This is a genomic window from Rhizobium sp. Leaf341, from assembly GCF_001424325.1.
In the GTDB taxonomy this organism is placed as follows: Bacteria; Pseudomonadota; Alphaproteobacteria; order Rhizobiales; family Rhizobiaceae; genus Ferranicluibacter.
The window spans coordinates 780,214-803,556 of the sequence record NZ_LMPE01000003.1 but is presented as its reverse complement, the minus strand read 5'-3'; the positions used below and the strand labels follow the sequence as shown (position 1 = coordinate 803,556).

Annotated in this window: 16 protein-coding genes and 2 pseudogenes; 17 read left to right on the top strand and 1 reads right to left on the bottom strand. The window is 63.3% G+C overall.

Features of this window, described 5'->3' with window-relative positions; genetic code table 11:
- Nucleotides 1-34: 34 nt before the first annotated feature.
- Nucleotides 35-2,317, bottom strand: a complete 2,283-nt coding sequence (locus ASG03_RS05355) for an NADP-dependent malic enzyme (protein ID WP_062692700.1) — start codon at nt 2,315-2,317, stop codon at nt 35-37.
- 210 nt (nt 2,318-2,527) lie between these two features.
- On the opposite strand from ASG03_RS05355, the pseudogene mutS reads away from it, so the two are divergent.
- The 17 genes and pseudogenes from mutS to metK form a co-directional block, all read left to right on the top strand.
- Nucleotides 2,528-5,191 (top strand): annotated as a pseudogene (gene mutS / locus ASG03_RS05350) (DNA mismatch repair protein MutS); the annotation flags it as partial.
- Between the two features lie 307 nt (nt 5,192-5,498).
- A pseudogene (locus tag ASG03_RS05345) lies at nt 5,499-8,375 on the top strand ([protein-PII] uridylyltransferase); the annotation flags it as partial.
- Nucleotides 8,376-8,485: 110 nt separating this feature from the next.
- Nucleotides 8,486-10,105 (top strand): murein biosynthesis integral membrane protein MurJ, encoded by a 1,620-nt coding sequence (gene murJ, locus ASG03_RS05340; protein ID WP_062692696.1) that lies wholly within the window; start codon nt 8,486-8,488, stop codon nt 10,103-10,105.
- Nucleotides 10,106-10,124: 19 nt separating this feature from the next.
- On the top strand, nt 10,125-10,517 hold the full coding sequence (locus ASG03_RS05335; protein WP_062692695.1) for a VOC family protein: 393 nt from the start codon (nt 10,125-10,127) through the stop codon (nt 10,515-10,517).
- A 147-nt stretch (nt 10,518-10,664) separates the two neighbouring features.
- Nucleotides 10,665-11,729, top strand: a complete 1,065-nt coding sequence (gene trpS / locus ASG03_RS05330) for a tryptophan--tRNA ligase (RefSeq protein WP_062693048.1) — start codon at nt 10,665-10,667, stop codon at nt 11,727-11,729.
- A 75-nt stretch (nt 11,730-11,804) separates the two neighbouring features.
- A complete protein-coding gene (locus ASG03_RS05325) occupies nt 11,805-12,296 on the top strand; it encodes a universal stress protein (protein ID WP_062470838.1) in 492 nt (163 codons plus the stop codon).
- A gap of 209 nt (nt 12,297-12,505) precedes the next feature.
- The gene (locus tag ASG03_RS05320) at nt 12,506-13,072 is read left to right on the top strand and encodes a NifU family protein (RefSeq protein WP_062470835.1); all 567 of its coding nucleotides are present in this window, start codon (nt 12,506-12,508) and stop codon (nt 13,070-13,072) included.
- A gap of 115 nt (nt 13,073-13,187) precedes the next feature.
- A complete protein-coding gene (gene tsaB / locus ASG03_RS05315; protein WP_062692693.1) occupies nt 13,188-13,859 on the top strand; it encodes a tRNA (adenosine(37)-N6)-threonylcarbamoyltransferase complex dimerization subunit type 1 TsaB in 672 nt (223 codons plus the stop codon).
- A gap of 1 nt (nt 13,860) precedes the next feature.
- Nucleotides 13,861-14,361, top strand: a complete 501-nt coding sequence (locus ASG03_RS05310; protein WP_062692691.1) for a GNAT family N-acetyltransferase — start codon at nt 13,861-13,863, stop codon at nt 14,359-14,361.
- 7 nt (nt 14,362-14,368) lie between these two features.
- Nucleotides 14,369-15,157, top strand: coding sequence for a lysophospholipid acyltransferase family protein (locus tag ASG03_RS05305; RefSeq protein WP_062692689.1), 789 nt, complete (start codon nt 14,369-14,371; stop codon nt 15,155-15,157).
- A gap of 76 nt (nt 15,158-15,233) precedes the next feature.
- Nucleotides 15,234-16,625 carry a tRNA (N6-isopentenyl adenosine(37)-C2)-methylthiotransferase MiaB gene (gene miaB / locus ASG03_RS05300; protein WP_062692686.1) on the top strand — a complete coding sequence of 464 codons (1,392 nt, stop codon included), beginning with the start codon at nt 15,234-15,236 and terminating at the stop codon, nt 16,623-16,625.
- A gap of 39 nt (nt 16,626-16,664) precedes the next feature.
- Nucleotides 16,665-17,711 carry a PhoH family protein gene (locus ASG03_RS05295; RefSeq protein ID WP_062692684.1) on the top strand — a complete coding sequence of 349 codons (1,047 nt, stop codon included), beginning with the start codon at nt 16,665-16,667 and terminating at the stop codon, nt 17,709-17,711.
- A gap of 3 nt (nt 17,712-17,714) precedes the next feature.
- Nucleotides 17,715-18,230, top strand: coding sequence for an rRNA maturation RNase YbeY (ybeY, locus tag ASG03_RS05290; protein ID WP_062692682.1), 516 nt, complete (start codon nt 17,715-17,717; stop codon nt 18,228-18,230).
- Between the two features lie 12 nt (nt 18,231-18,242).
- Nucleotides 18,243-19,481, top strand: a complete 1,239-nt coding sequence (locus tag ASG03_RS05285) for a hemolysin family protein (RefSeq protein WP_062692680.1) — start codon at nt 18,243-18,245, stop codon at nt 19,479-19,481.
- Nucleotides 19,482-19,711: 230 nt separating this feature from the next.
- Nucleotides 19,712-21,307, top strand: a complete 1,596-nt coding sequence (gene lnt, locus ASG03_RS05280; RefSeq protein ID WP_062692678.1) for an apolipoprotein N-acyltransferase — start codon at nt 19,712-19,714, stop codon at nt 21,305-21,307.
- A gap of 149 nt (nt 21,308-21,456) precedes the next feature.
- A complete protein-coding gene (locus ASG03_RS05275) occupies nt 21,457-21,882 on the top strand; it encodes a helix-turn-helix domain-containing protein (protein ID WP_062470808.1) in 426 nt (141 codons plus the stop codon).
- A 217-nt stretch (nt 21,883-22,099) separates the two neighbouring features.
- Nucleotides 22,100-23,341, top strand: a complete 1,242-nt coding sequence (gene metK / locus ASG03_RS05270) for a methionine adenosyltransferase (protein ID WP_062470806.1) — start codon at nt 22,100-22,102, stop codon at nt 23,339-23,341.
- The last annotated feature ends 2 nt before the right edge of the window (nt 23,342-23,343 follow it).

Here is a 23,343-nt window from a genome sequence, read left to right as displayed (position 1 = left end):
GGAAGGCATTGTACGCGGTATCGGGCGCGCGCCTTTACCCCGCATTGTAGGCGGCCAGCGCCGCCATGTTGACGATCTCGGAATCCTTGGCCGTCAACGAGACGATCTGCACCGGTTTGTCGAGGCCGACCAGAAGCGGGCCGATGATCGTGGCGCCGCCCAGTTCCTGCAGCATCTTGGTCGAAATGGAGGCGGAATGAAACGCCGGCATCACGAGGACCGTTGCAGGGCCTGAGAGACGGCAAAACGGATACTGCTCCATGGCCTTCATGTTCAGCGCCACATCGGCCGCCATCTCCCCGTCATACTCGAAATCGACGCGCCTTCGGTCAAGGATCTTCACGGCCTCGCGGACGCGATCCGACCGCTCGCCGTGCGGATGCCCGAAGGTGGAATAGGCCAGCATCGCCACGCGCGGGATGTAACCGAGGCGTCGGGCGAGACCTGCAGCTTCCACGGCAATATCGGCCAGCTCTTCGGACGACGGCATGTCATGCACCGCCGTGTCCGCGACCAGAACCGTGCGGCCCCGGCAGAGCGCGATCGAAACGCCGATGACCCGATGTCCCGGCTTGGCGTCGATGCAGCGTCTGACGTCGTCGAGGGCTGTCGAGTAATTGCGGGTGATCCCCGTGACCATGCCGTCGGCATCGCCCAGGGCGACCATGCAGGCGGCGAAGTGGTTACGATCATTGTTGATCAGCCGCTGGGCATCGCGGAACAGGTATCCCTCGCGCTGCAGCCGGGCATAGAGATAATCCGTATAGGCCCCGGTGCGATCGGAAATCCGGGCATTGACGAGCTTGATGCCCGGCCGATCGAGGTCGATGCCTTCTCGTGCTGCGGTCTCGCGCATGCGGTCCTCGCGGCCGAGCAGCAGCGCGGTACCGAGCTTCTGATTGGCATAGGCGAGGGCCGAACGCATCATCGGCAGTTCCTCGCCCTCGGTGAAGACGATGCGCTTCGGCGCAAGCCGCACCCGCTCGTAGATCCGGGCCAATGTCGAGGCGATAGGATCGCGACGCATCGAGAGCTGGTGGCCGTAGGCAGCGAGATCGGCAATCGGCTTGCGGGCGACGCCGCTCTCCATCGCCGCTTTCGCGACGGCGACCGGAATGGACGAGATCAGGCGCGGATCGAACGGGACGGGTATGATATATTGCGCGCCGAACCGAGGACGGTTGCCCTGATATGCCGCTGCGACGTCGTCGGGCACGTCTTCCTTGGCAAGGCTCGCCAGTGCCCGGGCCGCGGCGATCTTCATGTCCTCGTTGATCGTGGTCGCCCGTACGTCCAGCGCACCGCGGAACATGTAGGGGAAACAGAGGACATTGTTGACCTGGTTCGGATAGTCGGAACGCCCGGTCGCCATGATCGCGTCGTCGCGGATGGCGGCAACGTCCTCCGGCGTGATTTCCGGATCGGGATTGGCCATCGCGAAGATGATGGGACGCGGGGCCATGGAGCGGATCATGCCTTCCGAGAAGGCGCCCTTCTGCGACAGTCCAAGGACGACGTCTGCGCCGTCCATGGCCTCTTCCAGCGTCCTCCTGTCGGTCTTGACCGCATGCGCCGACTTCCACTGGTTCATGCCCTCGGTGCGACCCTGATAGATCACACCCTTGGTGTCGCACATGATGATGTTTTCGGGCGCAAAACCAAGCGACTTGACCAGCTCGACGCAGGCGATGGCCGCGGCTCCCGCGCCGTTGCAAACGAGCCGGGTTGTCTTCAGGTCGCGGCCGGTCAGTTCGAGCGCATTGATCAGGCCGGCCGTCGCGATGATCGCGGTGCCGTGTTGGTCGTCGTGGAAGACCGGGATGTCCATGATCTCGCGCAACTTCTGCTCGATGATGAAGCATTCTGGGGCCTTGATGTCCTCAAGGTTGATGCCGCCGAACGAGGGGCCAAGGTAGCGCACGCAGTTGATGAAGGTATCGGCATCTTCCGTGTCGACCTCGAGGTCGATGCTGTCGACATCGGCAAAGCGCTTGAAAAGGACCGATTTGCCTTCCATCACGGGCTTGGAGGCAAGCGCGCCGAGATTGCCGAGGCCCAGAATGGCGGTGCCGTTGGAGATGACGGCAACCATGTTGCCGCGGGTCGTGTAGTCGTACGCTGTTGCCGGATCGGCCGCGATCGCCTTCACGGGGACGGCGACCCCGGGCGAATAGGCCAGCGACAGATCGCGCTGCGTTGCCATCGGCTTCGTCGGTGTGATTTCGAGCTTGCCGGGGCGTCCCTGCGCGTGAAAATCCAGCGCTTCCTGATCGGTGACGGCTGTCCCGCCTGCACGGGCCTTGCGTTCGTTTGCCATGTCGATGCTCCCTCGGATCCCTCAAGCTTCTGTGGGCGGCAACCTCCAGCCGCGCTTTCTTGTTGTCTTCTATAGACGCCGTTCGCTAGGGTGACACTGTCTTTTTGGCCGGTGAACGGCTTTTTTAGCGAGACCTGGTAGACTTTGACGACACATTTCCCATCAACGACCGAAGCAACGGTTGCGCCACCCTCCATGGCTCCGGACGTGCGCGTGCAGGCGACGCCGATGATGGAACAGTATATCGAGATCAAGGCCAATAACCCCGGATCGCTCCTGTTCTATCGCATGGGCGATTTCTACGAACTGTTCTTCGACGATGCACTGGAAGCATCCCGCGCGCTCGGGATTGTCCTGACGAAGCGCGGCCAGCATCTCGGGCAGGACATTCCCATGTGCGGCGTGCCGATTCACGCAGCCGACGACTATCTCCAGAAACTGATCGGTCTTGGCTTCCGGGTTGCCGTCTGCGAGCAGACGGAAGATCCGGCCGAGGCACGCAAACGGGGCTCGAAGTCGGTCGTCAAGCGGGACGTCGTGCGTCTTGTCACGCCGGGAACCATCACCGAGGAAAAGCTGCTCGTCGCGTCGGAGAGCAACTATCTGATGGCCATGGCCCGCTTGCGCGGCAGCGGCGAGTCGGTCTTCGCGCTCGCCTGGATCGATATTTCCACCGGCATCTTCCGGCTTTCCGAGACGACGGAAACACGGCTTCTGGCAGATATCCTGCGCATCGAGCCGCGCGAGCTGATCCTTGCCGATACGCTGTTTTACGACCCCGAAATGCGCCCCGTGCTCGACGTCATCGGTCGCGTCGCGGTTCCCCAACCGGCCATTTTGTTCGACAGCGCAACCGCCGAGAATCGTCTGGCGCGCTATTACGGCGTCAAGACGCTCGATGGTTTCGGCCAGTTCTCGCGCGCCGAACTGGCTGCCGCCTCGGCCGCCGTCGGCTATGTCGAGAAGACCCAGCTTGCCGAGCGTCCGCCGCTCGACATTCCCGAGCGCGAAAGTGCCGCCTCGACCCTCTTCATCGATCCTGCCACGCGGGCAAACCTGGAGCTGGTGAAGACACTCTCGGGCAGTCGGGACGGTTCGCTTCTGCGGGCTCTGGATCGAACGGTGACCGGCGGCGGCGGGCGCCTTCTCGCCGAACGGCTGATGTCGCCGCTGACCGATCCGGACCGCATTCGCGCGCGTCTCGATTCGATCGCGACGATCCTCGCTCAGCCGTCGCTTTGCGCGGATATGCGTGCAGCGCTGAAGCATGTGCCAGACATGCCGCGCGCGCTCTCGCGGCTTTCCCTTGGGCGCGGTGGACCGCGGGATCTCGGGGCCGTGTTGATCGGTATTCGTGCCGGATCGGAGATCGCCCGGCTGATCGGCCGGTCCGAGCTTCCCGCAGAACTGGAGACCGCACGTGGCGCGCTTGCGCGGCTGCCGTCCGAGCTTTCCGAGAAACTCGCCGGCATGCTCGCCGATGACCTGCCGCTTCTCAAGCGGGATGGCGGCTTCCTGCGCGATGGCTGCCACCCCGAGCTCGACGAGATGCGCGCTTTGCGCGATCAGTCCCGCCGGGTGATCGCCGCGCTGCAATTGAGCTATGCCGAGGAAACGGGCATCCGCTCGTTGAAGATCAAGTACAACAACGTGCTCGGCTACTTCATCGAGGTGACCGCCGGCAACGCCGGACCGATGACGGAGGGTGAGGGCGCCAAGGCCCGTTTCATCCATCGCCAGACCATGGCGAACGCGATGCGCTTCACCACCACCGAGCTTGCCGATCTCGAGACCAAGATCGCCAACGCAGCCGATCGTGCGCTCGGCATCGAGCTTGCCGCGTTCGACAGCATGGTCGAAGCCGTCATCGCCGCGGCCGAGGACATCAAGGCGGCCGCGCTGGCGCTGGCCGTTCTCGACGTGTCCGCCGGCCTCGCGGTGCTGGCAGAGGAACAGGATTACCAACGTCCCACGGTCGACACATCGAAGATGTTTGCGATCGACGGCGGCCGGCATCCAGTGGTCGAGCAGGCGCTTCGCCGGCAGGCATCGGCCGCCTTCGTCGCCAACACCTGCGATCTCTCGCCCCTGTCGTCGGACGGCGACGGTGCGCTTTGGCTGCTGACCGGTCCCAACATGGGCGGCAAGTCGACATTTCTGCGCCAGAACGCCTTGATCGCCATCATGGCGCAGATGGGCTCCTATGTGCCCGCCGCAAGCGCCCATATCGGCGTCGTCGATCGCCTGTTTTCCCGTGTTGGTGCTTCCGACGATCTGGCGCGGGGACGGTCCACCTTCATGGTGGAAATGGTCGAGACGGCCGCCATCCTCAATCAGGCAACAGATCGCTCGCTCGTCATCCTCGACGAGATCGGCCGGGGAACCGCCACCTTCGACGGCCTGTCGATCGCCTGGGCGGCCGTCGAGCACCTGCACGAGGCCAATCGCTGCCGGGGCCTGTTTGCCACGCACTTCCACGAACTGACCGTTCTCTCGGAAAAGCTGAAGCGTCTCTCCAACGTCACCATGCGCGTCAAGGAATGGGACGGCGACGTGATCTTCCTGCACGAGGTGGGGCCGGGCTCCGCCGATCGCTCCTACGGGATCCAGGTCGCCCGCCTGGCCGGGCTGCCGGCGGCTGTCGTCGCGCGGGCAAAGGACGTGTTGGCAAAGCTCGAGGACGCCGACAGGAAGAACCCCGCAAGTCAGCTGATCGACGACCTACCCCTCTTCCAGGTGGCGATCCGCCGGGAAGAGGTTGCCCGCGCCAAGCCGTCGGCAGTCGAGGACGCGTTAAAGCGGCTCAACCCCGACGACATGACGCCGCGCGAGGCAATGGACGCGCTCTATGCCCTGAAGAAGCAGCTCTCGTGACGCCCTGGACGAATGCCGGCGCTGCGCGCGATCCGGTGCGGCGTGGCTTGACGTGTCCGCCATGTCGCGAGCATATCCAGCCCAGGGTCAGGCAGGCAGCCTAGGAACGCCTTCGAAAGGGCGCAATTGCCCGATTGGAAGCATTGCCCGATGGGAAGCAAGGGGTCTGCCGAGCCGGAAACGTCTTGGCAATCGTTTTGCCTTACAGTTGCTTGAGGCCTCGTGGAAATCGAGGTCGGGCGCAAACGACGATCGAGCCGCGACCGGTGGCCCATAGACGCCGGGACGGCGGAAGGTTCGGAGTGTGATGCCAAAGGAGCGGCACGCAGCTATCGCGCGCCCGGAATATATCCGGCCGGCGCCAAGGAGACAGGACATCGACTTCAGCGACATCCTGGACATCACAGCCCTCAAGGCCAAGGTGGATTTCATCGCGTCGGCACATGCCGAGCAGCGCGATCCCATGCGTCAGGCTCTGCTGGCCACCCTCAAGGACGCCAATGCCCGTGGACGGGCCAAAGCCTACGAACTTCTGAAAAAGGACGGCGGCGGGCTTGCCTGTGCGGCACGCATTTCCTGGCTTCAGGACCGATTGATCGCGATCCTGCACGACTTCGTGCTGAACCACATCTTCAATGCCGCAAGCGTGCCCCCCTCTCTGCAGATCGCCGTGGCGGCCGTCGGCGGCTATGGCCGCGGCACGCTGGCGCCCGGTTCCGACATCGATCTCCTGTTCTTGCTGCCGGCCAAGAAGCTGCCTTTCTGCGAGCCGGCGATCGAGTACATGCTCTATCTCCTGTGGGACATGGGCTTCAAGGTCGGCCACGCCACCCGCACGGTCGAGGAGTGCATCCGTCTTTCGGAAGAGGACATGACGATCCGCACCGCCATTCTCGAAGCGCGCCTGATCTGCGGCTGCGTCGGACTGGTGGACGATCTGGAAGCCCGGTTCGACGACGAGATCGTGTGCAACACCGGCCCCCAGTTCATCGCCGCCAAGCTCGCCGAACGTAACGAACGCCACCGCAAGGCGGGCGATACGCGCTACCTCGTCGAACCGAACGTCAAGGAAGGCAAGGGCGGTCTGCGCGATCTGCACACGCTTTTCTGGATCGCAAAATACTATTACCGCGTTCGGGAATCGGCCGATCTCGTCAAGCTCGGCGTGCTCTCGCGGTCCGAATACCACCTGTTTCGCAAATCCGACGATTTCCTCTGGGCCGTGCGTTGCCACATGCACTTCCTGACGGGGAAGGCCGAGGAACGTCTGTCGTTCGACATCCAACGGGAGATCGCCGAAAGCCTCGGCTATCAGGATCATCCCGGCATGACGTCCGTCGAGCGCTTCATGAAGCACTACTTCCTGGTCGCCAAGAATGTCGGCGATCTCACGCGCATCTTCTGCGCAGCGCTGGAAGACCAGCAGGCCAAGGAGTTGCCTGGCTTCTCCGCGGTCATCAACCGGTTCCGCAGGCGCGTGCGCAAGATCCCCGGTTCGCTCGAATTCGTCGACGATGGTGGCCGCATTGCGCTGGCGAGCCCGGACATCTTCCGGCGTGACCCGGTCAATCTCATCCGCTTCTTCCACATTGCTGATGTCAACGGTCTGGAATTCCATCCGGCCGCGCTGAAGCAGCTGACGCGGTCGCTCGGCCTCATCACGCCGGCCTTGCGCGAAAACGAGGAGGCGAACCGCCTTTTCATTTCCATCCTCACGTCCCGCCGTGACCCGGAACTCGTGTTGCGCCGCATGAACGAAGCCGGCGTTCTCGGACGCTTCATTCCCGAGTTCGGCCGTATCGTTTCGCTGATGCAGTTCAACATGTATCACCATTATACGGTCGACGAGCATCTTCTGCGGGCCGTGGACATGCTGTCGCGGATCGATCGCGGGCTCGACCAGGACATCCATCCCCTGGCCGGCAAACTCATGCCGCAGGTGGAGGAGCGCACCGCGCTCTATGTCGCCGTTCTCCTGCACGATGTCGCCAAGGGTCGCCCGGAAGATCACTCCCAAGCCGGCGCAAGGCTCGCACGCCGTCTCGGACCCCGCCTTCGGCTGACGCATAAGCAGACGGAAACGGTTGCCTGGCTGATCGAGGAGCATCTGACGATGTCGATGGTGGCGCAGACGCGCGACCTCAACGACCGCAAGACGATCCTCGACTTTGCCGAGCGCGTGCAGTCGCTCGATCGGCTGAAAATGCTGATGATCCTGACGGTCTGCGATATCCGCGCCGTCGGGCCGGGCGTTTGGAACGGCTGGAAGGGTCAGCTTCTGCGGACGCTGTATTACGAAACAGAGCTTTTGCTGTCGGGCGGGTTCTCGGACGTGCCGCGCAAGGAACGGGCTGCCCATGCAGCCTCGCAGCTCTTCGACGCGCTTGCCGAGTTCAACCAGAAAGACCGCAAGACCTATTCGAGGCTCCACTATCAGCCCTACCTTCTCTCGGTGTCGCTCGATGACCAGGTGCGCCATGCCCGGTTCATCCGCGAGACGGACAAGGCCGAGCGGACGCTGGCGACCATGGTGCGCACGCATCAGTTCCATGCCATCACCGAGATCACGGTTCTCGCGCCGGACCACCCGCGCCTGCTTGCCATCATTGCGGGTGCCTGCGCTGCTGCCGGGGCCAACATCGTCGATGCCCAGATCTTCACGACTTCGGACGGACGCGCGCTCGATACGATTCTCATCAACCGCGAATTCACGGTCGATGACGATGAAATGCGCCGTGCCGCGAGCATCGGCCGGATGATCGAGGACGTGCTGTCCGGCAAGAAGGATCTGCCGGGCGTGATCGCCAGCCGCACCAAAGGGCGCAAACGCAACAAGACCTTCACCGTGCCGCCAGCCGTCACCATCAGCAATTCGCTGTCGAACAAGTTCACGGTCATCGAGGTCGAGTGCCTCGACCGGACAGGCCTCCTGTCCGAGATCACGGCGGTGCTTGCAGATCTCTCGCTCGACATCCGTTCCGCCCATATCACCACGTTCGGCGAGAAGGTCATCGACACCTTCTACGTCACCGACCTCGTGGGCGCCAAGATCACCAACGAAACGCGGCATGGCCACATCACCGCTCGCCTCAAGGCCGTGATGGCCGAACAGGCGGACGAGGTGCGCGACCGCATGCCGACCGGCATCATCGCCCAGGGGCCCGCCCCCTCGGCCCTGACGCCGGATCACCAGATGCAGGACGGCGAAAAACCCGAAGGACGTGTACCCGAGGGTGCTGTCGCCGCGCCCTTGGCCTCGCGGTCCGCTGGCCCCCGCAAGATGAAGGCCGAAGGATGAGTCTCTCACGCAAGTTTGCAACCGTCGGCGGAGCCACGCTCGGCAGCCGGCTGCTCGGCTTCGGCCGCGAAACGCTGATGGCTGCAGCGCTCGGGACGGGTCCGATGGCGGATGCTTTCTATGCAGCCTTCCGTTTCCCCAATCTCTTCCGCCGTCTGTTTGCGGAAGGGGCCTTCAACGCCGCATTCGTGCCGCTCTTTGCCAAGGAAATCGAGGCGAACGGCATCGATGGTGCGAAGCGTTTCTCCGAGGAAGTCCTCGGCGTCCTCTTCACGGTCCTGCTCGTCATCACCATCGCGATGGAACTGGCCATGCCGTTGATCGTCTCGACGATCATCGCGCCCGGCTTCGTCGGCGATACCGAGAAGTTCGACATCACGGTGAAGCTCGCCGTCGTCATGTTTCCCTATCTGATGTGCATGTCGCTGACGGCGATGCTGTCGGGTATGCTGAACTCGCTGCACCATTATTTCGCGGCCGCTATCGCGCCCGTCTTTCTCAACCTGACCCTGATCACGGCGCTCGCCTACGGTCTGTGGACCGGTGCCGATCCGCTGATGACGGCCTGGTATCTCTCCTGGGGCGTGCTGATAGCCGGCATTCTGCAGATGGCCGTACTTTATGCGGGCGTGCGCCATGCCGGCATGCGGTTCGGCCTTCGCCGTCCGCGCTATACGCCGAATGTCAAACGCCTTCTCGTGCTTGCCTTTCCCGCCGCGGTCACCGGCGGCATCACCCAGATCAATCAGCTGATCGGGCAGATGATTGCCTCCACAAAGGACGGCGCCATCGCCGTGCTGCAATACGCCGATCGGGTCTATCAGTTGCCGCTCGGCGTCGTCGGGATCGCCGTTGGGGTCGTGCTCCTGCCCGAGCTGTCGCGCGCACTCCGCGGCGGGGCGCTCAAGGAAGCGGCGAACCTGCAGAACCGTTCTCTCGAGTTCGTCCTGTTTCTCACGCTGCCGGCCGCCGGCGCGATCTGGGTCATCTCCGACGAGATTGTCCGGGTGCTTTACGAGCGCGGCGCCTTCTCGCCGACCACCACGGCCACCGTCGCCTCGACGCTGGCAATCTACGGCCTCGGCCTTCCCGCCTTCGTCATGATCAAGGCGCTCAATCCCGGCTTTTTTGCCCGGGAGGACACCAAGACGCCGATGCGGTTCACCGGCATTTCGGTCGCGTTCAACTGCCTGCTCGCGGTCTCTCTCTTTCCGCTGTATGGGGAGCGGGGCATTGCCACGGCCGAAGCCGCCTCCGGCTGGCTGACGACGGTGCTGCTCTTCGTCACGCTCGTGCGCCGCGGTCATTGGGTCTGGGAGCCAGCCCTTTTTTCCCGCGTCCTGCGCCTTCTCGCGGCAACGGCCGTCATGGCGATCGCGCTCCACTTCGCCTCGGCTTATCTTGCCGATTGGCTTACGCCACAAGCACATCTGGTCACCCAGCTGACGGCGCTGATGCTTCTGATCGCCATGGCCATGTTGGTCTATTTCGTGATGGCCTTTGCGATCGGCGGTGCGGATGCATCGATGCTCCGCCGCAACCTGAAGCGAAAGCCGCGCCCGGAAACCGCCAAGGAGGAGGCCGAGACCAGCGTTCTGCCTCCGCCGCAGATCTGACAGCACTGGCGAGACCTCGATGCCCCAGACCATAGCCCGCATAACGCTCGTGGTGCCCGACTATGATGCTGCGATCGCGTTTTATCGCGACGACATCGGTTTCGAGCTTCTGGAGGATGTCGACATGGGGCACGGCAAGCGCTGGGTGGTCCTCCGGCCGCCGGGTGCGCGGGAAACCGCGCTGCTGATCGCCAAAGCGGATGGCACAGCGCAGGCGGCCGCCATTGGCAACCAGACCGGCGGACGTGTCGCGTTCTTCCTCCACACCGATGACTTTGCCCGGGATCACGCCGCCATGCGTGCCCGTGGCGTCGCGTTCAAGGAGGAGCCGCGACGGGAGCCCTATGGAACGGTTGCCGTCTTCTGCGACCCTTTCGGCAATCTCTGGGATTTGCTGCAGCCGGCTGGCTGACAAGGCTGGCCTGTGCGCTTGTGTCGGCGGGAATGCCTGCCGACGGAGAACCACCTTGATTGTCGGGCATCGCCCGTGCATAAGCCCGGAAATCCGCCGGCCGTTCCCGCGGCAGTCCGCATGATTTCCCGCCTGATCGAGGTTTCCATGTCAAACTTTCCGCCGCTCGTCTTCTCCGGTGTCCAGCCGACAGGCAATCTCCACCTTGGCAATTATCTCGGTGCGATCCGCAAATTCGTGGCGCTGCAGGAAAACAACGATTGCATCTACTGCGTGGTGGATCTCCACTCGCTGACGGCGCAGCTCGTGCACGAAGACCTGCCGGGACAGATCCGGTCGATCGCCGCAGCCTTTATCGCGTCCGGCATCGACCCGAAGGCGCATATTGTCTTCAACCAGTCGGCCGTCCCGCAACATGCGGAGCTGGCCTGGATCTTCAACTGCGTTGCGCGCATCGGCTGGATGAACCGCATGACGCAGTTCAAGGACAAGGCCGGCAAGGACCGCGAGAACGCCTCGCTCGGCCTGCTCGCTTATCCGAGCCTGATGGCTGCCGACATTCTTGTCTACCGTGCAACGCACGTGCCGGTCGGCGACGACCAGAAGCAGCATCTGGAGCTGACGCGCGATATCGCCATGAAGTTCAACCTGGATTATCAGGCTCACATCCGCAACGGCGGCAAAGGCATCGACATCACGGTGGGCGAAGAGCCGGTGCATGCCTATTTCCCGATGGTCGAGCCCATGATCGACGGGCCGGCGCCCCGTGTCATGAGCCTGCGCGACGGCACCAAGAAGATGTCGAAATCCGACCCGTCGGATCTTTCGCGCATCAATCTTGTGGACGATGCCGAGACGATTTCGAGGAAGATCCGCAAGGCGAAGACCGATCCGGACGGCTTGCCCTCTGATGTCGAAGGTCTCGCCGGCCGCCCGGAGGCCGACAATCTCGTCGGAATCTACGCCGCTCTCGCCGATCGCGCCAAGGCCGACGTCCTTACCGAGTTCGGTGGCCAGCAATTCTCCGTCTTCAAGCCGGCGCTCGTCGATCTCGCCGTCAGCGTGCTCGCACCGATCACCGGGGAAATGTCGCGGCTCCTGGCCGACACCAGCCACATCGACGCCATCTTGCGCGACGGTGGCGAGAGGGCGCGGGCGCGGGCGGAGACGACGATGCGCGAGGTGCGCGACATCATCGGCTTCCTGCAATAGGCCATGCCAGGTCCCCAGCGGGGACAGGATGAAAACGGTCTTGCGAAGGACCGGCGCGAATGTCAGAGTTCCCGAATGGTCTCGACACGTCTCTCTCGTATGGAAGGTCACCGCCGAAAGTTTCTGGCGGTGATCGACGGCACGCCGGAATGCGGCCGCGCCGTTCACTATGCCGGCAAGCGCGCAAAGCATTCTTCCGGTGCGCTGGTTCTGCTCTATGTCATTCCCGATGGCGATTTTCAGCAATGGCTGGGCGTCGAGGGAATCATGCGGGCCGAAGCCCGGGCGGAAGCCGAAGCCACGCTTGCAAAGGTCGCCCATGACGTGCGCGAAAAGATCGGTATCGAACCGGAGATGATCATCCGGGAAGGGATGCCCACCGAGCAGATCTACGGATTGATCGAGGAAGACCGGGATATTGCCATCCTCGTCCTCGCCGCCGGCTCCTACAAGGACGGGCCGGGCCCCCTGGTCGCCTCGATTGCCGGCAAGACGGCCGTCTTTCCCATTCCCGTCACCGTCATTCCCGACATGCTGACGGACGAGGAGATCGACGCGCTGAGCTGACGGACGCGTCGCGTCCGGGGAGATCTTTCGGTCGCATGGCTGTTCCTCGCGGGGACACCTCTGGTAGGCAAGCGCCGCGATCCCCATTTCATGGCAAGACAGGCACCGGAGACGCATCGGGCAGCACAGGCTTGATGGCAAGGCGCCGGACGCCTATGCTTGTCAGGCATTTCTTTGACCGTCGGCCTTGACCCGACAGGAGCACTCTCATGTTCATTCAGACCGAATCGACCCCGAACCCCGCAACGCTCAAATTCCTTCCGGGCAAGGTGGTTTTGGAAAACGGCACAGCCGAATTCCGCGACGAGACCGAGGCGCGCGCGAGCTCGTCGCTGGCCGCCCGGATCTTCGATATTCCCGGCGTCACCGGCGTCTATTTCGGCTACGACTTCATTACGGTTACCAAGGCGGATGCAGAGTGGCAGCACCTGAAGCCTGCCATCCTTGGCTCCATCATGGAGCACTTCATGTCCGGCCAGCCGATCATGGCGGGGCAGGGGCGTGCCGAAGAGGCCGATCAGGAGGGCGAGTTCTTCGAGAAGGGCGACGAAACCATCGTCGCGACCATCAAGGAACTGCTGGAAACCCGCGTGCGGCCGGCCGTGGCGCAGGACGGTGGCGACATCACGTTCAAGGGATTTCGCGACGGCACGGTCTTTCTCAACATGAAGGGCGCCTGTTCGGGTTGCCCGTCCTCGACGGCAACCCTGAAGCATGGCGTTCAGAACCTGCTGCACCATTTCGTGCCCGAGGTTCAGGCCGTCGAAGCCGTCTGACCGGACGCCTGCAGACGGCTCGTCGGGCAGCGCCAGGGGCGGCGCGTCCCGACGAGAAAGAAGCGCCCAGGGGTGTACCCCGGGGCGTGCATCCTGAGATGGGGCCATCTTTCGCATGATCGTTCTTGCCATCGATACCGCCGGCACGGCCTGCAATGTCGCGCTCTATGATTCCGCGCGTGGTGCGCCGCTCGGCAATGCCGGAGCCGACATCGGTCGCGGTCATGCCGAGCGTCTGATGGCCTTCATCGATGAGGCACTGGAGCGTTCGGGCCTCGAAATGAACGCGATTAATCGCGTTGCCGTGACCATTGGTCCGGGCTCGTTCACCGGCATCCGTGTCGGCGTTGCCGCAGCGCGCGGCCTCGGCCTGGCCCTCGGCATTCCAGTGGTCGGCGTTTCCGTCCTGCAGGCACAGGCCTTTTCCGTGCTGGCCGGCAAGCCGGGGCAATCCGTGCTCATCGTCACCGATGCGAAGCGCGAGGAGGTTTATGTCCAGTCCTTCGATGCTGCGGGACAACCGCTGACGGAAGCCGAGGCGTTGGACATTGCCACCGCCCGCACGACGTTCGGACAGTTTGCCGGAACCATCCGCGGCTCGGGCGCAGCGCTTCTGCGCGAGGATCGCGACATCCAGCCGGGGGAGACGCATCCCGAAACGGCCGATATCGCCGTTGTCGCGCGACTCGGTGCGGCGCTCGATCCATCTGTGGCGCTTCCAAAGCCGCTTTATCTCCGGGGCCCCGACGTCCGCTCGCAGGCGGGCTTTGCCGTGGCGCGTGCTTGAAATGGCGCTGATCGATTACTTCCTCCGTCGTCCCGAGTTCGACATCTTTGAAATGACGGGCGATCATCTCCCCGATGTTGCCCGGATCCATGGTGCCCTTTTCAAGCCCGCCTGGAGCGCCAGCGAGTTCTACAGCCTCTTGTCGCAGGAAAGCGTCTTCGGCTTCGTCGCCCGCCAGAACAATGCAAGCGTCGGATCCGTCATGGGCGGCTTCGTGCTCACGCGCTCTGCGGGCGGCGAGGCGGAGATTCTCACCATCGGCGTCGATCCGCGCTTCGGGCGGTCGGGGCTGGGCTGGCGGCTCATGCAGGCAGCGCTCGGGCGCGCCCGGCAGGATGGGGCGGAGGCGATGTTCCTTGAGGTCGATCAGGCGAATGTCGCCGCATGGGCGCTTTATCGCCGCCTGGGCTTCCGCAAAGTCGGTGAACGGAAAGCATATTACAAGGCGTCCGCCCAGGACGCGTCTCCCGGCGGTGCCGATATTCTTCGTCTCGATCTCTGAGCATACGATGATCGTCTGGATCCGGGTCTTCGTCTGCGTTTCGATTCTGGTCGTGGCAACCCTGTTGCTCGCACCGGTCCAGTTGCTTCTGCTTTGGCGCGATCGGCCCGCGCGCCGGACGCTTCCGCGTCTCTGGCATCGCATCGCCTGCCGGATGATCGGACTGCGCGTTCACGTCCATGGCACTCCCGAAGCGCGCCGCCCGCTTATGCTGGTGTCCAATCATGTCAGCTGGAAGGACATCCTGGTTCTCGGTTCGGTCGCGGACGTCGTCTTCATCGCCAAGGCCGAGGTGAAGGCCTGGCCGGTCTTCGGCCTTCTTGCCCGCCTCCAGGCAACCATCTTCGTTGCACGCGAGCAGAAGCGCACGACCGGAAACCAGGTCAACGAGATCGGCGCGCGGCTGGCGGCCGGCGAGATCGTCGTGCTCTTTCCGGAGGGCACGACCTCCGACGGCAATCGGCTTCTGGAAATCAAGAGCTCGCTCTTCGGTGCGGCGGCGGCTGCCGTCCCTTCGGTGCCCGGCGGGATCGTCCATGTCCAGCCCGTGGCGATCGCCTACACGCGGGTCCACGGCATGCCGATGGGGCGCTATCACCGGCCGATCGCCGCGTGGCCCGGCGATATCGCGCTTGTGCCCCATCTCATGGGTGTGCTTCGCGAAGGAGCCGTGGATGTCGATCTGGTCTTTGGTGAAACCATCGACTATCGCGCCGACAGCCATCGCAAGCAGGTCAGCCGGGAGGTCGAGAAGCAGATGAAGTCCATGCTCCTCGCGCGTCTTCGCGGGCGGTAAGCGGGGCTGGCTTCTCTCCGGCCTGTAGCGGTCCACATCGCTTCATTTCCATCCCGAATTACGCTATGGACCGGACATGACCGACCAAACGCTCCTTACCCCCCTTTCTCATCCCGCCACGGCGCCGGTGAAGAAAGTCTTCGTCAAGACCTATGGCTGCCAGATGAACGTCTATGATTCCGACCGGATGACGGACGCCCTGGCAAAGGACGGCTACGTCACGACGGACAATGCCGAGGATGCGGATCTCGTCCTTCTGAACACCTGCCACATCCGGGAGAAGGCGGCCGAGAAGGTCTATTCCGCGCTTGGCCGGCTGCGTGACCTCAAGAAGCGCAAGGCGGGCGAGGGGCGCGAGATGATGATCGGCGTGGCCGGCTGCGTCGCGCAGGCCGAAGGCGACGAGATCCTGCGCCGGGCACCGGCGGTCGACCTCGTGATCGGACCGCAGACCTATCACCGTCTGCCGGATGCACTGAAGCGCGTCAGCCGCGGCGAGCGGGTGCTGGAGACCGATTACGCGATCGAGGACAAGTTTGAGCACCTCCCGGCACCGGACAAGGCAAAGACACGTGCTCGCGGCGTCACGGCCTTCCTGACCGTGCAGGAAGGATGCGACAAGTTCTGCACCTTCTGCGTCGTTCCCTACACCCGCGGCTCCGAAGTCTCGCGGCCCATGGCGCAGATCGTCGCGGAAGCCGAAAAGCTCGTCTCCGCCGGCGTTCGCGAGATCACGCTGCTGGGTCAGAACGTCAACGCCTGGCATGGCGCGGTCACGGCCGGCAATGGAGGGCTGGGCGCCCTGCTGCAGCGACTCTCGGAGATCAAGGGTCTTGCCCGGCTCCGCTACACGACGAGCCATCCCCGCGACATGGACGACAGCCTGATCGAGGCGCACCGTTCGCTGCCGACGCTGATGCCCTATCTGCACCTGCCCGTTCAGTCGGGCTCGGACCGTATCCTCAAGGCGATGAACCGCCGTCACACCGCAGCCGAATATGTCGCGCTGGTCGAGCGCATCCGCCGTGCACGGCCCGACCTGGCTCTGTCGGGTGATTTCATCGTTGGGTTTCCCGGAGAGACTGACGCGGATTTCGACGACACGCTGCGCCTCGTGCGAGCCGTCGGTTATGCACAGGCATTTTCGTTCAAATATTCCACGCGTCCCGGCACGCCCGGCGCCGATCTGAAGGACCAAGTGCCGGAGGATATCAAGGCCAAACGCTTGGAAACGTTGCAGGCTTTGTTGATCGAGCAGCAACGGGCCTTCAACGAAAGCTGCATCGGGCGCACGATCGACCTGCTTCTGGAAAAGCCTGGGCGCATGCCCGGGCAGCTCATCGGTCGTTCGCCCTGGCTGCAATCGGTGAATGTTGATGCAAAGGGCGTCGAAATCGGTGACATTATCAAGGTACGAATCACCGCCGCGGGTCCCAACAGTTTGTTTGCCGACGTGGTCGACGACTGATACAATCAGGGCCTGACGACATCTCGGGAGCCCTGCCGCTTGAACGGACACGAATTGGTTTCAACCCCGCCGCGCCCATCACAGACAACGCCTGCGACAGACGCCAATCACTTCGTGCTCACATTCGAGAACAATCGCTTCGCAAGCGAACTGTTCGGACAATACGACCAGAATCTCAAGCTGATCGAGCAGCGCCTGCATGTCGAGGCGCGCCCACGCGGCAATTCCGTGGCAATTTCAGGCGAGGTAACGGCGACCAACCAGGCGCGCCGGGCGCTGGATTATCTCTACGGTCGCCTGCAGAAAGGCAGCACGGTCGAGGCGTCCGACGTTGAAGGTGCCATCCGCATGGCGGTTGCCGCCGATGACCAGTTGCAGCTTCCCACCATGGAGAAGAAGGCCAAGTTGAACCTCGCGCAGATTTCGACCCGCAAGAAGACGATTGCCGCCCGTACGCCGACGCAGGATGCCTATATCCGCGCGCTGGAGCGTTCCGAGCTCGTCTTCGGCGTCGGTCCGGCAGGCACCGGCAAGACCTATCTTGCCGTCGCCTACGCCGCTCAACTGCTGGAGCGCGGTGCAGTCGATCGCATCATCCTGTCGCGTCCGGCTGTCGAGGCGGGAGAACGCCTCGGCTTCCTGCCCGGCGACATGAAGGAAAAGGTCGATCCCTATCTGCGCCCGCTCTATGACGCGCTCTACGACATGATGCCGGGCGACAAGGTCGAACGGGCAATCACGGCCGGCGTCATCGAAATCGCGCCGCTTGCGTTCATGCGTGGCCGGACGCTCGGCAATGCCGCGGTCATCCTCGACGAAGCCCAGAACACGACGACCATGCAGATGAAGATGTTTCTGACGCGTCTCGGCGAAAACGGCCGCATGATTGTGACCGGTGACCCGAGCCAGGTCGACCTTCCGCGCGGGACCAAGTCGGGTCTGGTCGAAGCGTTGCAGATCCTGAAGGATGTCGAGGGCGTATCGGTCGTGCGTTTCAAGGACGTGGACGTCGTGCGTCACCCCATGGTCGCCCGCATCGTCCGGGCCTATGAGGCGCAGACGGCCGTGCCGGACGAAAGCCTCTAAACCATGCCACGTCCATCCCTGCTGCAGCTTCAAGTCAGCGTCGAGGAAGGCGGCTGGCCGGACGAGGCCGTGCTCGAGGCCTCCAGCGCCCGAATTCTGGAACATGCCGCAGCCTTCCTGGCGCGCGAGGAAGGCCAGCCCTTTCCCGAGATGATGCCGGAACTGTCTCTCGTCTTCACCAGCGATGCCGACATCCGCAGTATCAACGCCGAGTGGCGTGGTCAGGACAAGCCGACAAACGTCTTGTCCTTCCCCGCCTTTCCCGTGACGCCGGGCAGTATGCCGGGGCCGATGCTGGGCGATATTGTGCTCGCCTGGGAAACGCTCGTGCGCGAATCAGCGGATCTCGGAAAGCCTTTCGACGACCATCTGACGCATCTCCTGGTGCATGGTTTCCTGCATCTTTTCGGCTACGACCACCTGGAAACAGCAGAGGCGGAGCGAATGGAACAGCTGGAGACTCGCATTCTCTCGGGTCTTGGGATATCTGATCCCTATGGGGACAGCGATCCCGTTTGACAGTTTGGAACGATGAGCGACTTCAGATCACAGCCTGCCGTGGCTGGCAAAGACGATGCGGGCGCCTCTAGTCAGGACGAACCGGGCAGTAGTAGCGCGGTGCAGGCCTATGAGGCCGAAGCCGCCGATGCCGCAAAACCGGAATCCCTGAAGCCTGAGGCGCACAAGCCGGAAGGTCACCGGCACCATACCTCCTTCTGGGCCCGCGCGGCTCGCCTGTTCCGCAGCCCGAACGGTGCGACGATTCGGGAGGATCTTGCCGATGCCCTTATGGCAGATCCAGGGACGGACGAGGTCTTCTCGCCCGCCGAGCGCGCCATGCTCAACAACATCCTGCGCTTCCGCGAAGTGCGCGTCGAGGATGTGATGGTGCCGCGTGCGGATATCGAGGCCGTCGATCAGAACATCACCGTCGGCGAACTGATGATCATCTTCGAGGAGTCCGGGCGCTCGCGCATGCCGGTCTACAGCGAAAGCCTCGATGATCCGCGGGGCATGGTCCATATCCGCGACCTTCTCTCATACGTGACGAAACAGGCACGTGCGCGCCGCCGCGGTCCGCCGCGCGTGGCTGCGTCGCCCGCAGTGGCGGCGATTGCCGCCGAGCGCCCGCAAAAGGTCCAGCGCCAGCCGCGCGCCGGAATCGATCTCGCGCGAATCGATCTCGACAAGACGGTGGAGGAGGCCGGCATCGTTCGTCAGGTTCTCTTCGTGCCGCCGTCCATGCATGCCTCCGACCTGATGCAGCGCATGCAGGCCGCGCGCATTCAGATGGCGCTCGTCATCGACGAATATGGCGGCACCGATGGGCTCGCGTCCCTCGAAGATATCGTCGAAATGGTCGTGGGCGACATCGAAGACGAGCATGACGACAGCGAAGTCATGTTCTCCCGGACGTCGGACGATATCTTCGTGGCCGACGCCCGCGTGGAACTCGAAGTCATCGCAGCTGCGATCGGTCCCGATTTCGATGTTCGCGAACAGCTGGAAGAGGTGGACACCCTAGGCGGACTTGTTTTTGCCTCCCTCGGTCGGATCCCTGCCCGGGGGGAAGTCGTCCAGGCGCTGCCCGGATTCGAATTCCAGGTTCTGGACGCCGATCCCCGCCGTGTGAAGAAGGTCCGGATCGTGCGCAAGCGCCCGCCCGCCCGCCGCCGCACGGCGGTCAAGGGTGAGGACGACACGGGCATCGAGCCGTCCCGTGCGGAAACCACCTCGTCGGCAGCGTCATCCCGTCCTCCAGGCGATTGACGGTCTCGCCGGAAAGGCGACAGGATGGTCCGGAGGGCGAGCTTCATCGCCCACTTTCGGGCTCCCACACGCACAATCGGCACACTGTCGCGCGCGGCCGCATGCTCTGGGCATGCCTGATGCGTCATGAAGGGCCCTATGAAAAGGACCGGGACACCGATAAGCGCCGGACTCTGATCGGCGGGCGGCAGCGCCGGGCATCCAGATGTCGGCGAGCGGAGGCAATGCGCATGGAACGTTTGGCGGGCAGGATCATGCTCTCGTCGGGGCTGCGGCGGGCCTCGCTCGGGTTTCTGGCGGGGCTGCTCACCGTCCTTGCCCTGCCGCCCTTCAACATCTTTGCCGTTCCGTTTCTCACCTTTCCCGTTCTGGTCTGGCTGCTCGACGGGTCGTCCGGTGATCCCGAGCACGGGCCGCTGCGACGGGCGCTTCCCGCCTTTGCGCTCGGGTGGTGGTTCGGCTTCGGCTACCTCCTCGGCGGCCTCTGGTGGCTTGGCAACGCGCTTCTGGTGGAAGCCGATACCTTTGCCTGGGCGTTGCCGCTTGCCGTGGTGGGCCTGCCGGCCGTGCTGGCGATCTATTATGGCCTCGCTGCCTTCGTTGCCCGCCTGATCTGGTCCGACGGTGCAGCCCGTATCGCCGCTCTCTCCGTGGCGTTTGCCGGTGCCGAATGGCTGCGCGGCATCCTGTTCACCGGCTTCCCCTGGAACGCGATCGGAATGGCGGCCATGCCGGTTCCGCTGCTCATGCAGTCCGTCTCGCTGGTCGGCATGCTCGGCATGAACCTGCTTGCCGTCTTTGTCTATGCCGCGCCGGCGCTGGTCGGCACCCGCAAGGGCATGGGCCTTGGGCTGACGCTCGCGGCCGGGCTCGTCGCTGCTCATGTCGGCTACGGCGCCTATCGCCTTGCGCAACCCGCGCTCCCTGCACCCGAACCACAGGCCAGCGTTCGCATCGTCCAACCGGCCATCGATCAGGCCCACAAGCTGGACGATCGCGAACGCGCGTCCGTCTTCGAGGCCCATCTGGCGCTCACGGCAGCACCGGCTGAGGGCGGCGGCAAGCGACCGGACGTCATCGTCTGGCCGGAAACGGCTGTGCCGTTCATCCTCACCGACAATCCTGATGCCCTGACGCGGATCGCCGATGTCCTGCAGGATGGCCAGATCCTCATTACCGGTGCCGTGCGCACCGAAGATGCCGGGGCCGGCCTGCCGCCGCGCTACTACAATTCCATCTACGTCATCGACGACCGTGGACAGATCATCGGCGCGGCCGACAAGGTCCATCTCGTTCCGTTCGGCGAATATCTTCCGTTCGAGGATCTTCTGTCGCGCCTGGGCCTGAATGCCATTGCCGCCGCCATGCCCGGCGGCTTCTCGTCGGCGGCCTCCCGCACCATCCTCACCCTGCCGGGCGGAAGGACGCTGTATCCGCTCATCTGCTACGAGGCGATCTTTCCGGACGAGATCGGAAGTGATGCGCTCTCCACGGCAGCGCTGCTGAACATCACCAACGATGCCTGGTTCGGCGACACGCCCGGACCCTACCAGCATTTCCAGCAGGCCCGCCTGCGTGCCGTCGAGAACGGCCTTCCGATGATCCGTGCCGCCAATTCGGGTATCTCCGCGGTGATTGATGCGCGTGGAAATGTGGTCTCCGGCCTTTCTCTTGGGCAACGTGGCTTTTTCGACACAATTCTGCCCGCTCGTACCGCTTTGGTTGCGGCGCCCGAGCAACAGCGGAGGCACGCCCTCGTCTTGGTGATGTTTATGATGGTGCCGGCAATACTTTCGCGTTTTGGTTTAGTTTTTCGGCAGAATTGACCCAAAACGCGTGAGGCTGCATAGTGACGCTGCCGTCGATGTCACCTATGCGCGAAGGGTGCAAGCCGGACTGTGTGGCATGGCATATGGTGTGCACTTTGCAACGGCCGAAGTACGGGCGGAGTCACTTCGAAGAATAGGAACCCACAATGATTGAGAATAAGAAGAAGCCCAATCCGATCGACATCCATGTCGGAAGTCGGATCAGGCTTCGCCGGACAATGCTCGGAATGAGTCAGGAAAAGCTGGGGGAGGCACTCGGCATTACCTTCCAGCAGATCCAGAAATACGAAAAGGGTACGAACCGCGTCGGTGCAAGTCGCCTTCAGAACATCTCCGCTATTCTCAATGTCCCGGTTTCCTTCTTTTTCGAAGACGCGCCGGGCGATGCCGGGGCTGGCAGCGGCGCCTCCGGAATGGCAGAGGCGTCCAGCTCGAATTACGTGGTCGATTTTCTCTCGTCGTCAGAAGGTCTTCAGTTGAACCGGGCTTTCGTCAAGATCGGCGACCCCAAGGTTCGCCGCAAAATTGTCGATCTCGTCAAGGCGCTCGCAGCGGATGCCGAGGTCGAGTAGATCGCACATATCTTTACTGAAAGGAGCGGCTTACGAGCCGCTTTTTTATGTCACGAACGGGGCCTTCAGCTCCGGTTTCTTGCCTGCTACTGGCCATACATCGAAACGTCAGCTGCATTTGTTGATATAAAGATATATTTATGTCCTTGTGCGCTTGTTTTTTACGGGCATACTTACTACACCGTCGAAGCCTGTTTTCACTGAGGGGACGTCCCGCATGCGTGCTAACTATCTGTTTACATCCGAATCCGTGGCCGAAGGGCATCCTGACAAGGTATGCGACCGGATCTCGGACGAGATCGTCGATCTGGTCTACCGCGAGGCTGCAAAGACGGGTGTCGATCCCTGGGGCGTGCGCATCGCCTGCGAAACGCTTGCAACCACCAATCGGGTCGTGATCGCCGGCGAGGTTCGCCTGCCGCCAAGCCTCATGAAAAAGGACAAGAACGGCAAGGACGTCATCAATCCGGCCAAGTTCAAGACGGCCGCCCGCAAGGCCATCCGCGAAATCGGCTATGAGCAGGAAGGCTTTCACTGGAAGACCGCCAAGATCGACGTGCTGCTCCATTCGCAGTCGGCCGATATCGCGCAAGGTGTTGACAGCGCCGCCGACAAGCAGGGCGACGAGGGGGCCGGCGACCAGGGCATCATGTTCGGCTACGCCTGCCGCGAAACCGCGGACCTGATGCCGGCTCCGATCTATTATTCCCATCGTATCCTGCACCTGCTGGCGGCTGCCCGCAAAAAGGGCGAAGGTGATGCCGGCAAGCTTGGCCCGGATGCCAAGAGCCAGATCACGGTGCGGTACGTCGACGGTCAGCCGAAGGAGGTCGCCTCCATCGTGTTGTCGACCCAGCATCTTGACGAAACCTGGGACTCGGCCAAGGTACGCGACGTCGTCGAGCCCTTCATCCGCGAAGCGCTGCACGACATCGAGATTGCTTCGGACTGCAACTGGTACATCAACCCGACCGGTAAGTTCGTCATCGGCGGACCCGACGGCGACGCAGGCTTGACGGGCCGCAAGATCATCGTCGACACCTATGGCGGCGCTGCGCCGCACGGCGGCGGCGCCTTTTCCGGCAAGGACACGACCAAGGTTGATCGCTCGGCGGCTTACGTCGCCCGCTATCTTGCCAAGAACGTGGTCGCGGCCGGTCTTTCGGACCGTTGCACGATCCAGCTCTCCTACGCCATCGGCGTTGCACAGCCGCTCTCGATCTATGTCGATCTGCACGGCACCGGCAAGATCAGCGAGGACGAGGTCGAGGCGGCAATCCGCAAGACGATCGACCTGTCGCCGTCCGGCATCCGTCGGCATCTCGACCTGAACAAGCCGATCTACGCCAAAACGTCGTCCTACGGCCATTTCGGTCGCAAGGCGGGTCGCGACGGGTCCTTTTCCTGGGAGCGGCTCGATCTCGTGAAGCCGCTGAAGGATGCGCTGAAAGCCGCCTGAGG

Bases quoted from the DNA above. Each gene is read 5' to 3' on its own strand.
- metK (WP_062470806.1), top strand. From the start codon at position 22,100: ATGCGTGCTAACTATCTGTTTACATCCGAATCCGTGGCCGAAGGGCAT.
- ASG03_RS05305 (WP_062692689.1), top strand. From the start codon at position 14,369: ATGATCGTCTGGATCCGGGTCTTCGTCTGCGTTTCGATTCTGGTCGTG.
- ASG03_RS05275 (WP_062470808.1), top strand. From the start codon at position 21,457: ATGATTGAGAATAAGAAGAAGCCCAATCCGATCGACATCCATGTCGGA.
- ybeY (WP_062692682.1), top strand. From the start codon at position 17,715: ATGCCACGTCCATCCCTGCTGCAGCTTCAAGTCAGCGTCGAGGAAGGC.
- trpS (WP_062693048.1), top strand. From the start codon at position 10,665: ATGTCAAACTTTCCGCCGCTCGTCTTCTCCGGTGTCCAGCCGACAGGC.
- ASG03_RS05320 (WP_062470835.1), top strand. From the start codon at position 12,506: ATGTTCATTCAGACCGAATCGACCCCGAACCCCGCAACGCTCAAATTC.
- ASG03_RS05335 (WP_062692695.1), top strand. From the start codon at position 10,125: ATGCCCCAGACCATAGCCCGCATAACGCTCGTGGTGCCCGACTATGAT.
- miaB (WP_062692686.1), top strand. From the start codon at position 15,234: ATGACCGACCAAACGCTCCTTACCCCCCTTTCTCATCCCGCCACGGCG.
- ASG03_RS05325 (WP_062470838.1), top strand. From the start codon at position 11,805: ATGGTCTCGACACGTCTCTCTCGTATGGAAGGTCACCGCCGAAAGTTT.
- tsaB (WP_062692693.1), top strand. From the start codon at position 13,188: ATGATCGTTCTTGCCATCGATACCGCCGGCACGGCCTGCAATGTCGCG.
- ASG03_RS05310 (WP_062692691.1), top strand. From the start codon at position 13,861: ATGGCGCTGATCGATTACTTCCTCCGTCGTCCCGAGTTCGACATCTTT.
- ASG03_RS05285 (WP_062692680.1), top strand. From the start codon at position 18,243: ATGAGCGACTTCAGATCACAGCCTGCCGTGGCTGGCAAAGACGATGCG.
- lnt (WP_062692678.1), top strand. From the start codon at position 19,712: ATGGAACGTTTGGCGGGCAGGATCATGCTCTCGTCGGGGCTGCGGCGG.
- ASG03_RS05355 (WP_062692700.1), bottom strand. From the start codon at position 2,317: ATGGCAAACGAACGCAAGGCCCGTGCAGGCGGGACAGCCGTCACCGAT.
- murJ (WP_062692696.1), top strand. From the start codon at position 8,486: ATGAGTCTCTCACGCAAGTTTGCAACCGTCGGCGGAGCCACGCTCGGC.